The organism is Prochlorococcus marinus str. MIT 9314, from assembly GCF_000760035.1.
GTDB classification, from domain to species: domain Bacteria; phylum Cyanobacteriota; class Cyanobacteriia; order PCC-6307; family Cyanobiaceae; genus Prochlorococcus_A; species Prochlorococcus_A marinus_B.
The window spans coordinates 137,556-149,527 of record NZ_JNAO01000012.1 but is presented as its reverse complement, the minus strand read 5'-3'; the positions used below and the strand labels follow the sequence as shown (position 1 = coordinate 149,527).

The 11,972-nt window shown below is 31.5% G+C and carries 10 protein-coding genes and 1 tRNA gene; 6 read left to right on the top strand and 5 right to left on the bottom strand.

Annotated elements, in window-relative coordinates:
- Positions 1–4: 4 nt before the first annotated feature.
- Together EU98_RS02320 and holA are read right to left on the bottom strand one after the other, a co-directional pair.
- Positions 5–1,765, bottom strand: coding sequence for an aspartate kinase (locus EU98_RS02320; protein WP_032516149.1), 1,761 nt, complete (start codon positions 1,763–1,765; stop codon positions 5–7).
- Between the two features lie 39 nt (positions 1,766–1,804).
- Positions 1,805–2,806, bottom strand: a complete 1,002-nt coding sequence (gene holA, locus EU98_RS02325; protein WP_032516148.1) for a DNA polymerase III subunit delta — start codon at positions 2,804–2,806, stop codon at positions 1,805–1,807.
- 58 nt (positions 2,807–2,864) lie between these two features.
- Here holA and EU98_RS02330 point away from each other — a divergent pair, with 58 nt between their 5' ends.
- On the top strand, positions 2,865–3,488 hold the full coding sequence (locus EU98_RS02330) for a precorrin-8X methylmutase (RefSeq protein WP_032516147.1): 624 nt from the start codon (positions 2,865–2,867) through the stop codon (positions 3,486–3,488).
- A 31-nt stretch (positions 3,489–3,519) separates the two neighbouring features.
- On the opposite strand, the gene mutS is transcribed toward EU98_RS02330, so the two are convergent.
- A complete protein-coding gene (gene mutS, locus EU98_RS02335; RefSeq protein WP_032516146.1) occupies positions 3,520–6,261 on the bottom strand; it encodes a DNA mismatch repair protein MutS in 2,742 nt (913 codons plus the stop codon).
- Between the two features lie 140 nt (positions 6,262–6,401).
- On the opposite strand from mutS, the gene psbZ reads away from it, so the two are divergent.
- From psbZ to EU98_RS02355, 4 genes are all read left to right on the top strand, one after another.
- On the top strand, positions 6,402–6,599 hold the full coding sequence (gene psbZ / locus EU98_RS02340; RefSeq protein WP_002807211.1) for a photosystem II reaction center protein PsbZ: 198 nt from the start codon (positions 6,402–6,404) through the stop codon (positions 6,597–6,599).
- 49 nt (positions 6,600–6,648) lie between these two features.
- Positions 6,649–7,125, top strand: coding sequence for a 6,7-dimethyl-8-ribityllumazine synthase (ribH, locus tag EU98_RS02345; RefSeq protein ID WP_032516145.1), 477 nt, complete (start codon positions 6,649–6,651; stop codon positions 7,123–7,125).
- Between the two features lie 61 nt (positions 7,126–7,186).
- Positions 7,187–7,258, top strand: a tRNA-Gly gene (locus EU98_RS02350).
- A gap of 45 nt (positions 7,259–7,303) precedes the next feature.
- Positions 7,304–7,735, top strand: coding sequence for a nuclear transport factor 2 family protein (locus tag EU98_RS02355; RefSeq protein WP_032516144.1), 432 nt, complete (start codon positions 7,304–7,306; stop codon positions 7,733–7,735).
- A gap of 27 nt (positions 7,736–7,762) precedes the next feature.
- Here the strand turns inward: EU98_RS02355 and EU98_RS02360 are convergent, their stop codons facing one another.
- On the bottom strand, positions 7,763–8,218 hold the full coding sequence (locus tag EU98_RS02360) for a GNAT family N-acetyltransferase (RefSeq protein ID WP_032516143.1): 456 nt from the start codon (positions 8,216–8,218) through the stop codon (positions 7,763–7,765).
- Positions 8,219–8,391: 173 nt separating this feature from the next.
- On the opposite strand from EU98_RS02360, the gene secA reads away from it, so the two are divergent.
- On the top strand, positions 8,392–11,223 hold the full coding sequence (gene secA, locus EU98_RS02365) for a preprotein translocase subunit SecA (RefSeq protein WP_193743026.1): 2,832 nt from the start codon (positions 8,392–8,394) through the stop codon (positions 11,221–11,223).
- A gap of 8 nt (positions 11,224–11,231) precedes the next feature.
- Here secA and cysE read toward each other — a convergent pair whose 3' ends face one another.
- Positions 11,232–11,969 (bottom strand): serine O-acetyltransferase, encoded by a 738-nt coding sequence (gene cysE / locus EU98_RS02370; protein ID WP_032516142.1) that lies wholly within the window; start codon positions 11,967–11,969, stop codon positions 11,232–11,234.
- Positions 11,970–11,972: the final 3 nt, after the last annotated feature.

The following is an 11,972-nucleotide window of genomic DNA, read 5'->3' as shown; positions in this document are numbered from 1 at the left end:
GAACTTATTTTTCTAATTCGAAATGATTATGAATCGCATTAACTGCTTTGTCACAATCTTTTTCTAAGACAATACATGAAGTCCTAATTTCACTAGTGGCAATCATTTCAATATTGATATTTTGGTCAGCCAATGCTCTAAATATTTTTCCAGCCGTCCCAACCTTAAATGCCATTCCCGCTCCTACAGTACTTACTTTTGCTATAGCAGGGCCATCTTCAATGTATGATCCGGGTAATTTTTTAGTTAAGGCCTCAAAAACTAAGTTAGCTTTTTCTCTATCTTGTTTATTCATTGTAAGACTAATATCTTTAGTTTTAAAAGTGGAAATTCTTTCAGACTGAACAATAGTATCGATAAGTAAATTATTTTCAGCTAATGCTAAACATATCGATGCTGCTACACCTGGACGATCAGGCAGTTTTCGAAAGCTTACCTGAACTTGGTTTTTATCTAATGCAATTCCTCTTACTTCAGGTTGATCTTGTTTTTCATTGATTGGATTAACAAATATTTGTGTATCGGATAACTTAAATTTCTCAGCAACAAATCTAATAGCTTTTGGTATATTATTAATTTCAACTACACAGCTGACTTTAATTTCACTAGTAGCTATTAACCTAACGTTTATATTCGCTTGAGATAAAGTATCAAATAAATCAGCTGAAACACTAGGTCTGCCCATAATGCCTGCTCCCTGAATACTTAATTTTGTCATGTTGGTTTTTAAGTTAAATTCTCCCCCTAATTGACTAGTTATAAGTTCACATTGTTCTGCAGTCTTTTTTACTTCTAATACACCAACAGTAAATGTAATATCGTTTTTATTTCCATCATTTGTCGCTTGTATTATTAAATCTACGTTAATACTTGCTTCTGAAAGTTTTTCAAATATTTGTGCAGCAATCCCAGGCCTATCAGGAATATTTGAGAGACTGAATACTGCTTGGTTTTCTAATACTTCAAGACTATTGACTGTTTTTGTTAATTCTAAGCTTCCTCTTTTTAGCGGGAGAGGCTGGATTTGACTTTCTAAGAGAGTCCCACTGGAGTCACTTTGGCTTGATTTGACACATAATTTAATTCCATAATTGCGAGCAATTTCTACTGCTCTTGGATGGAGAACTGAAGCACCGACGCTTGCAAGTTCAAGCATTTCCTCGCAGCTAATTTCATCTAAGAGTTTTGCATTAGGAACAATCCTTGGATCAGTAGTAAGAACCCCTGGAACGTCTGTATAAATTTCGCAAGTCTCAGCTCCTAAAGCTGTTGATAAAGCTACCGCGGAAGTATCTGAACCACCTCTACCCAAAGTTGTAATTTCCATTGAACCCGTATGGCTTAATGTTGTTCCTTGAAATCCAGCTACGACAACTACAAAACCCTGATTTAAATAATTTTGGATCCTTTCTGTTTTAATATCCAGAATTCTCGCTTTACCATGAATTGATTCAGTAATAATTCCAACCTGGCTACCAGTCATTGAAATTGCAGGTATTCCGTACTCGTTTAATGCCATTGATAGAAGAGCTATGGTTACTTGCTCTCCAGTTGAGAGAAGCATATCCATTTCTCTTCGATTGGGATTTTTACTAATTGATTCCGCTAAACAATTTAAATCATCTGTAGTTTGCCCCATCGCAGAGACAACTACTACAATTTCATTCCCTGCTTCTTTACTTTGACAAATGCTACTTGCAATATTTTTAATTTTTTTAATATCACCGACAGAAGTACCGCCAAATTTTTTTACTAGTAAAGCCATATTTAAATGATAATGTAAATTCTTAAACTTATAATTTGGTTAACTTAATTTAATTAATTTCTCTGTAAAAACATTTATGGGATTATTACCTTGTTTTAGTAATGATTCAATATCTAGTAAGTTACTCATTAAATTAATTAAATATTCTTGAGATACATTTTTGACTTTTTTTCGAATAAAAAAAATTCGTTTTGGATTAGAAATGCCTGCAAGATTACAAATCTTTTCTGCATTATCGTTACCTGAATTAACTGATAGCTTGACAATGGTATGAATTCTTATTTGACTAATTAAACCTGCATTTAGTCTTAAAGCAGGTTCTCCTTTCTTTAAAGAATAATTTATTTCAATGAGGCTTTCATTAATATTTTTTTGTAAGAGAAGATCAATGATTTTGAAAATATTAGATTGATGATCACTAAATATTTTTTTTACATCAATACTTTTAAGAAAAAGTTGTGAATTCGAATCACTTAATATTGCAGAGAGGTATGTTTTAGCTTTAGCTAATTCATTTATTAGTTTAAAGCTGTCATTACCAACTGAATCAATTATTAATTCAGCTGCATTTTTATCAATTTTGATATTCATTTCATTTGCGGCATCTTCTAAAAATCTTTTTTGGCCCTCATAGTCCCAAATTTCTGGTAAAGAAAATGATTTTTCTTTGGCTAAATTATTTTTAATAAGTTTTTGTAAAAATTTAGTACTCTTTAGTCTTGAGTCTGGTTTTTTTGTATTTTGCAAAATGAAATAAGTATTTTGAGGTATATTGTCATGAATTTTTTCAAATTTAGTTCTTAGATCTTCATTTTTGGCAGTAAAAATGGGATTATTTTTCAATGTAACTATTCTGTATCCATCTCCAAAAGGAGGTGTAAGAACTTCATCAAAAGCTTTATTGACTTGCTCATCATCATCTCCATTTAAATTAGTTACGTTTATTTCTTTCCATTCTTTGGATACTTCCTTATCAATTAATTTTTGAATAAATGTATTTTGAGCATTTAGATCATTACCCCATAATATTTGTATTGGCATAATAGCTCAATAAAACCCATATATTAACTATGATTACTTCTAACACAAATTAAATTTAATGGTAATAGATCATCCAATTTTTTTGGAAAGCATCAGATTCATAAGATCTCGTTTAGCAGCAAATGATCTAAATTATTTGGAAAAAAAAGTATTAGAGAGATTAGTCCATACTTCAGGAGATTTTACGGTTCAAAATCTTTTAAATTTTAGTGAAGGTGCTTGTGAAAAGGGTCTTCAGGCACTTAAAAATGGTGCTCCGATTTTAACTGATACCGATATGGCAGCAGCAGCAATAAAATCCATGGCAGAAAATACAACTAGTAATACAGTATTCACCGCTAGAATGTGGTTTGGAAAAAATAATCATACAAACTTAACTAAAACTGCATATGGCTTAAGTGAAGGTTGGAAGGAGTTATCCGCTATAAATTCTGGAAGCAAATCTCCTATTGTAGTTATTGGCAGTTCGCCTACAGCGTTAACTTATTTAATTGATATTTTAGAAAATTCAAAAGATTTACCTAGTTTAATTATCGGAATGCCTGTTGGATTTATTGGAGTAGAAAATAGCAAAAATAAATTGATTTCCACCGATCTTCCTAGAATTGTTTTGAATTCAACTAGAGGAGGTGCTGCCATGGCAGCTGCTGCGGTTAACGCCTTATTGAGGGAAACTATTTAAAGAGTATTTATTTTATAAAAATGTCAAAAATCTACTTAATATCATAATTTAATTTGTTATTTTCTTCTAAAGAATTTAAAACTGATTTTGCTTTTTCTATAACTTCTTTTGGGACTCCTGCTAATTTAGCTGCTTCTATGCCATAGCTTTTGTTTGAGCCCCCTTTAATAATCCTGTGGCTAAAAATTAGCTGATCGTTATTTTGTTCTACTAAAACTTGAAAATTTTGTATATTCTTATTTGAATTTTTTAAATAATTAAGCTCATGATAGTGCGTAGCAAAAATAGTATTACATTGAATTTTTTTTGCAAGATATTCACTTACTGACCAAGCTATTGAAAGTCCATCAAAAGTAGATGTCCCTCTGCCAATCTCATCAAGTAAAACTAGTGAGCTAGAAGTTGCCTGATTTAGAATTGATGCAGTTTCAGACATTTCTACCATAAATGTTGATTGTCCAGATGATTGATCATCAACAGCCCCAATTCTTGTGAAAATCCTATCTGCAATCTTGATTTCAGCATTATTAGCAGGAACAAAGCTACCAATTTGTGTGAGAATTTGTATTAAACCAAGTTGTCTTATAAAGCAACTTTTTCCGCTTGCATTGGGACCGGTTAATATAATTAATTTTTGATTATCCTCAAAAGAGATATCGTTTGCTACAAACTTTTTATCACTTAACAATTGCTCTACAATTGGATTTCTTCCTGCGATAATTTTTGTACTATTTTTTGTTATTGAATCATTTATTGGTATTAATGAAGGTTTTATAAAATTGTTTTCTACTGAAGTAATTGATAAACCAAGTAGTGCATCAAGAGATGCTATGGATTTTGCGATTGATCTTATTTGTTTTGTTTTTTCAGCAACTATATTTCTTAATTCGCAGAAAATTTCATATTCTTTTGATGAAGCTCTACTTTTTATTTGGAAAATCTTATTTTCTTTATTTTTAATTTCAGAAGTGATATACCTTTCTTCATTAGTAAGTGTTTGCCTTTTGATCCAATGTTGTGGAGCTAAATTAACTTTTGACTTATTAATAGAAATGTAATAACCAAAATTTTTATGAAATTGAATTTTTAGGTTTGAAATTTTGCTAATTTTTCTTTCCTTTGATTCCTCTTTATTTAGCCACTCAGAGTAATCATCCATTAAATTTCGTAAACCATCTAATATATTGTCAACACCATCGTGGATCATGCCTCCTTCACTAATATTTAGAGGAGGATTTTCTACTAATTTAAAACTTATAGTATCAGCTAATTCTAAGAGTCCTTCATCAATATTTTTTAATTGATCAGTCCAATCTGGCAGATCATATTTAAATAATTCAATTATGGATTTTAGTCTAGGCAATTTTTTTAAACCTTCAGCTATTGCAATTAAGTCTCTGGGACTTGCATGACCTGCACAAGCTCTACCTGCAAGTCTTTCTAAATCCCCCATTGCTCTAAGTAAATTTTGGGTATCTGTACGTAATTTTTTAGATTCAAGAAAGTTTGTAATTATATTTTGTCTTTTATAAATTTCATTAACGTTTAATAGTGGTGAATCTATCCACCTTCTTAAACACCTTGCGCCCATGCAGGTATAAGTCCTATCAATACTCCATAGTAGCGAACCTACATAATTGTTTTCTCGTTGAGTATTTTTGATTTCTAAGTTTTTTTGAGTTTGATAATCAATAATTAATTTGTTGTGACCATATTGGATTTGTGGAAAGTCTAATGAGATTTTTAAAGAAGAATCTTTATCTAAATTTGAAGGATTAATTTTTTCTAAATAATTTAATAAACCTCCAAGTGATCTAGTTGCATTGTTTAAATTTTTAAGTCCTATTCCCTCTAGGTTTGCAATTTGGAAATAATTTTTTATTAGATAATTTGCTTCATTAATTCCAAAATTAGTCTCTTGAGAAACAGTATATGTAATTTGACTATTTCCTTTAATTAATAAATCTCTTACTGCATTGCTTCCTACAATGATTTCTGAAGAATCTAATTTAATAATTTCATCAAATAGTTTTGACAGAGATTGGCCTTCTAAAGTTATTAATTCTCCTGTGCTTACATCAGCTTTTGATATACCCCATTCATAAGATTCATCTGAGTTTTCTTCTGATAAGTAAATAGCACTAATCCAATTATTTTTCTTTGCTATCAACATCCCCTCTTCAATTACAGTGCCAGGAGTAATTATTCTCGTTATTCCTCTTTTAATTGGAGTGCCATAATTTCCAGAACTTTTTTCTAATTGATCGCATATAACCACAGAATAATTTTTTTTAATTAAATCAGCACAATATCTCTCCATTGCATGATGGGGAACCCCTGCCATAGGGATCTTACCAATCTCTTTGCCAGCATCTTTACTGGTAAGCGTTATTTCTAAAAGGTTAGATATTAATACAGCATCCTCAAAAAAACATTCAAAAAAATCTCCTAATCTATAAAGTAATAACCTATCTTTATTTTCTTCTTTTAGAGTTACATAATGCTTCATTACAGGAGTTAATTTCAGTTTTGAAACTGTTTTATAGCTATAAGATTCTTCATTGATGCAAACATTTTTGTTATTTGAAATTAAATCAGTCTTGAATTTATTTATTAAATTAGTTGAATTTTTTCTTTGTCTGGGTCTTTTTTGCGATTCTTTTTTTAAATCTTCCAAAGATAAATCTTCTGGAATTTTTGTTATTTCTTTTTGTTCATTATTATCATTACCAATCGCAAATAAATTCTTTTGAATTATCGTATCTTCTTGCATACTTTTTTAATTCCTAAATAGATATTAGGTAGAATTTTTTTTTTTGCATTTAAAGTGGCTAAAGTATGTAAATTTTCTCCAAAAATTATCATTTTCATGAGATTATAGTATTTATAATATTTGAAACCTAAGACTGAATTATGCAGGCTGTTAACTTTTTCTTCGTAAACGCTCTATTATTTGCTTCTTTAATTGCGGTAGTTGGAGTACCCGTTTTATATGTGACTCAACCTTCTACTGAGGAAGGACAGCGAGAAAGTAGGAGAAAAATTTATTCTATTGCTGCTGTTTGGGTTGTTTTGGTTTTTGTTACAGGGATAGTTTCTTCATTAGTTTGAACTTAATACCTTTTCGTGAGAGTCTATTAATATATCTAAGTAAAATTTAATGGCTATTTTTGAGGGTTCTTTTACTAATGCCTCTACTTTAAAAGTTGGGATTGTAATAGCAAGATTTAATGATTTAATTACAAATAAAATCCTATCTGGTTGTCTTGATTGTTTAAAAAGACATGGTTTAGATACCTCTGAATTAAGCAATCAAGTAGATATAGTTTGGGTTCCTGGTTCATTCGAATTACCAATCGCAGCTAAAACTCTTATAAAAAAAAAGAGTTATGATGTTGTAATTGCTCTTGGGGCTGTGATCCGTGGTGAAACTTCTCACTATGATGTAGTTATATCTGAGGCGAGTAAAGGTATTTCACAAGTTTCAAATGAAAATAATGTTCCAATTATTTTTGGAGTTTTAACTACTGATACTATGCAGCAGGCTTTAGAAAGAGCAGGGATTAAAAATAATCTTGGTTGGAATTATGCTTTACAAGCAATTGAGATGGGATCCTTAATAAAAAATTTAAATTAATTGAAAAAATTGAATTATTTTTATCATTGATCCCTTCTTTGATATAAAATAAAAAAGTTATGCGGATGTAGCTCAGTGGTAGAGCATCTCCTTGCCAAGGAGAATGTCGAGAGTTCGAATCTCTTCATCCGCTCTTAATGTTTGTATCTTTTAAGATATTCTTAATAAAAATTTCGTAATGACAAGAGTAATTTCTATTGAGGATTTAAAGGGATTATTTACTAAACCTTATGGTACAGATGCACCAACAAAACAAAAATGGGCTGAATTTTATAATGAGAATGTTATTTTTACAGACCCTACGCAGGAAACAGAGGGCTTAGATTCTTATGTTAAAGCTCAAGAAAAGCTTGTTAAAAGATGTGATGATGTTTTTTTAGAAACTCATGCAATTTCCATTACTGGGAATTGTGGATTTGTGGAATGGACTATGGGTTTAAAAATTATGGGTAAAGAATTTATCTATCCTGGAACTACTCGTTTATTATTTGGTAAAAATGGATTAATAACAGAGCACAGAGATTACTTTGATTTCTGCGGCCCAACTTTTGGACCAGTTCCTATTTTAGGACCTTTTATAAGATGGCTTTATAGTAAATTTATTTCTTGATTTTGTTTTCTTTAGAAACAGAGTGTTTTATATTTCATGAATCAATAAATTTTGAGAAGTAACATCTTTAAAATTAAATTGGGAATAAAACAATTTTTTATTTGTTGTCATTAAATATAATTTTTTTGTATTTTTAATTTTTTTAGAAGATAAAAGATTTTTTACAATTAATGTACCAAAACCTTTGCCTTGGTGATTTTCATCAATAACAATATCCCAAAGCACTCCGCGGTAAATCCCATCGGTTAAAGCTCTGCCAAAACCAACTATTTCTTGACCAACCCAAAGACTTATTACCACATCACTGTTAGCAAGACATTTTTTTAGATCATTAATTGTTCTTTTTTGTGCCCAGAAAGCATTTGTATCTAATAATTTTTGTAGCTTAATTAATCCATTTGTAGGTTTAAGATTAGGACCTAATCCAAAAACCCTTAACCCTAAAGCTCCTCTGGCATGTTTGATTAGAGATATTTTTTTCATTTATTAAAAAGATTTTGAAAAGTGATGTCAACTAGGTTATTTATGTGACTTCAATCTAAATACCTTAATCGATCGTTTATATAAAATAAAGAGATAATATTTTTCTTCATTCTGTTGTAACGCACTAATTTATAATGATTGTAATAAGATGAATTTTTTAAGGACTTTGACTTATGCTAAAACTTTTGTTGGGAGATCCGAATACACGAAAGTTAAAGCGCTATCAACCAATAGTGGAAGAGATAAATTTTTTAGAAGAAGAAATTTCTCAATTGACTGATGATGAGCTTAGACAAGAAACTCAAAATCTTAAATCAAATATTTCAGCAGAATTAGATTTTAAAAAACAAAAAGAACTACTTGAAGAATTTCTTCCTAAAGCCTTTGCAATTGTTAGAGAAGCAAGTAAACGTGTTCTTGATATGAGACATTTTGATGTTCAGTTAATAGGCGGGATGGTTTTAAACGAGTGTCAAATTGCTGAGATGAAGACTGGAGAGGGAAAAACTCTTGTCGCAACTTTACCTTGTTATTTAAATGCTCTTACGGGGAAAGGAGTTCATGTTGTTACTGTCAATGATTATTTAGCTAGAAGGGATGCAGAGTGGATGGGACAAGTTCATCGTTTTTTAGGTTTATCCGTTGGTTTAATTCAGCAAGATATGAATCCAGTTGAGAGGAAGAAAAATTATGATTGTGATATTACTTATGCAACAAATTCAGAATTAGGATTTGATTATTTAAGAGACAATATGGCTACCGATATTAGTGAGGTAGTTCAAAGAAAATTTAATTATTGCGTCATTGATGAGGTAGATTCAATATTAATTGATGAAGCAAGAACGCCTTTAATCATTTCTGGCCAAGTTGAAAGACCACAAGAAAAATATCAAAAAGCTGCAGAATTATCTCTGGCATTAGTCAAAGCAAAAGAATTAAGTAAAGATGGTATTGATCCAGAAGGGGATTATGAAGTTGATGAAAAACAGAGAAGTTGTATATTAACTGATCAGGGTTTTGCAAAATGTGAAGAGTATTTGGGAGTTAATGATTTATATAATCCTCAAGATCCTTGGGCGCACTATATAACTAACGCTTTAAAAGCCAAAGATTTATTTATTAAAGATGTAAATTATATAATTAAGAACGAAGAGGCTGTCATAGTGGACGAATTTACTGGTAGGGTAATGCCTGGAAGGCGTTGGAGCGATGGACAACATCAGGCAATAGAAGCCAAAGAGGGTCTTAAAATTCAGCCTGAGACTCAAACATTAGCATCAATCACTTATCAGAATTTTTTCCTTTTATATCCCGGTTTAGCAGGAATGACGGGAACTGCAAAAACTGAGGAAGTTGAATTTGAAAAAACTTATAAATTAGAATCAACAGTTATACCTACAAACCAAATAAGAAAGAGACAAGATTGGTCTGATCAAGTATTTAAGACAGAGATTGGTAAATGGAAAGCCGTTGCTAAAGAAACTGCACAAATTCATAAAGATGGTAGACCTGTTTTAGTTGGTACAACAAGTGTTGAAAAAAGTGAATTACTAAGTTCACTTTTATCTGCCGAAAAAATACCGCATAATTTGTTAAACGCTAAGCCAGAGAACGTTGAACGTGAGGCAGAAATTGTTGCTCAAGCGGGAAGAGCAGGTGCTGTTACTATTGCGACTAATATGGCTGGAAGGGGAACGGATATAATTCTTGGCGGTAATAGTGACTATATGGCAAGGCTTAAATTAAAAGAAATTTTAATTCCTTTGTTAGTCAAGCCTGATAATGAGCATAAGCCACCAATACCTAAACAAAGAAGTTCAAAGTCTAAGACTGGTTTTTCTACAAAAGCTGATTCAAATTTGAAAAAGAACATTTCAAATTCTTCAACAAGTCTTTTCCCCTGCAAACTAGATGAAGAAATTGAAAAGAAACTCTCTCTTTTATCTGATGAACTTGTTAAAAATTGGGGAGATAGAAAACTTTCTGTCTTGGAGCTTGATGACAAGATAGCTACAGCTGCAGAAAAAGCACCAACTAATGATTACTTGATAAAGCTTTTGAGAGAATCTTTGTCTGATGTAAAAAAAGAATATGAAAAAGTTTTGATTCATGAAGAAGAAAAAGTAAGAGAAGCCGGAGGTTTACATGTTATTGGTACTGAGAGACACGAATCAAGAAGAGTGGATAATCAACTGAGAGGAAGAGCAGGAAGACAAGGTGATCTTGGAAGTACAAGATTCTTTTTATCTTTAGATGATAATTTATTGAGGATTTTTGGAGGTGATAGAGTAGCCAATTTAATGAATGCTTTTAGGGTTGATGAAGATATGCCTATTGAGTCAGGAATGCTTACTAGATCTCTAGAAAGTGCTCAAAAGAAAGTTGAAACCTACTATTACGATATTAGAAAACAAGTTTTTGAATACGACGAGGTAATGAACAATCAAAGAAAAGCAGTTTATGGCGAAAGACTAAGAGTATTGAAAGGAATTGATTTAAAAAGACAAGTAATAGGATATGGAGAAAGGACAATGATTGAAATTGTAGATGCTTATATTAATCCTGATCTTCCTCCTGAAGAGTGGAATATTGATCAATTAATTTCTAAAGTTAAAGAATTTATATATCTTTTAGATGATCTTAAATCTGATGATATTAATTTACTGTCAATAGAAGAATTAAAAAACTATCTTCAAGAGCAGTTGCGAATAGCTTATGATTTAAAGGAATCACAAATAGAAAAGATTCGTCCAGGATTAATGCGAGAAGCTGAAAGATTTTTTATTTTGCAGCAAATCGATAATTTATGGCGAGAACATCTGCAATCCATGGATTCTTTGAGGGAATCAGTCGGATTGAGAGGTTATGGTCAAAAAGATCCCTTAATCGAATATAAAAACGAAGGATATGACATGTTTCTTGAAATGATGACTAATATGAGACGAAATGTTATCTATTCAATGTTTATGTTTCAACCTAAAACTGACGTTAATGAAAAAACTTAAATCAATATTTAATCATCTCCAAGAAATTCAAAAATTTCTTTATCTTTAAGATTTTGAGAATCACCGAGTTTAGAAATATCAATAGATTCTGAGCTAACTATACATTCTAGAGTTTTTTGTAATTTAAGAATTTCAGTCTCAAGGGAGTCTATCCTATCCATTAAATTCTTTATCACATTAGCTTCTGCATCTGGTAAGGCAGAGTGAGCTAATGGATTGACTTTGACCCCACTTTGATGCACTACTCTTCCAGGAACTCCGACCACAGTACTGTTCCCCTCTACATTTCGAACAACTACTGAGCCAGCACCAATACGGGTATTAGATCCTACCGTGATGGATCCAAGAACTTTTGCGCCAGCTCCGACTACAACATTTTCCATTAAGGTGGGGTGTCTTTTGCCATGGCTTTTGCCAGTTCCTCCTAAGGTCACTCCCTGATAAAGCAAACAGTTATTTCCTATCACAGCAGTTTCACCAATTACAACTCCCATTCCATGGTCTATGAAAACCCTCTTACCAATTTTTGCCCCAGGATGGATTTCAATACCTGTTGCTAACCTATTTAGGTGACTGAGTAAGCGGGGAATCAAAGGAATCTTTAATTGCCATAATTTGTGCGTAAACCTATGTATAACTATTGATTGAAAGCCTGGGTAGCAAAGAAATATCTCTACTATTCCTCTTGCGGCGGGATCTCTCTCTTTGATAATTTCTATATCTGATTTAAAAGTTTTCAATACCATGGT

Coding starts and splice junctions, on each gene's coding strand:
- EU98_RS02320 (WP_032516149.1), bottom strand. CDS start 1,765: ATGGCTTTACTAGTAAAAAAATTTGGCGGTACTTCTGTCGGTGATATT.
- holA (WP_032516148.1), bottom strand. CDS start 2,806: ATGCCAATACAAATATTATGGGGTAATGATCTAAATGCTCAAAATACA.
- EU98_RS02330 (WP_032516147.1), top strand. CDS start 2,865: ATGGTAATAGATCATCCAATTTTTTTGGAAAGCATCAGATTCATAAGA.
- mutS (WP_032516146.1), bottom strand. CDS start 6,261: ATGCAAGAAGATACGATAATTCAAAAGAATTTATTTGCGATTGGTAAT.
- psbZ (WP_002807211.1), top strand. CDS start 6,402: ATGCAGGCTGTTAACTTTTTCTTCGTAAACGCTCTATTATTTGCTTCT.
- ribH (WP_032516145.1), top strand. CDS start 6,649: ATGGCTATTTTTGAGGGTTCTTTTACTAATGCCTCTACTTTAAAAGTT.
- EU98_RS02355 (WP_032516144.1), top strand. CDS start 7,304: ATGACAAGAGTAATTTCTATTGAGGATTTAAAGGGATTATTTACTAAA.
- EU98_RS02360 (WP_032516143.1), bottom strand. CDS start 8,218: ATGAAAAAAATATCTCTAATCAAACATGCCAGAGGAGCTTTAGGGTTA.
- secA (WP_193743026.1), top strand. CDS start 8,392: ATGCTAAAACTTTTGTTGGGAGATCCGAATACACGAAAGTTAAAGCGC.
- cysE (WP_032516142.1), bottom strand. CDS start 11,969: ATGGTATTGAAAACTTTTAAATCAGATATAGAAATTATCAAAGAGAGA.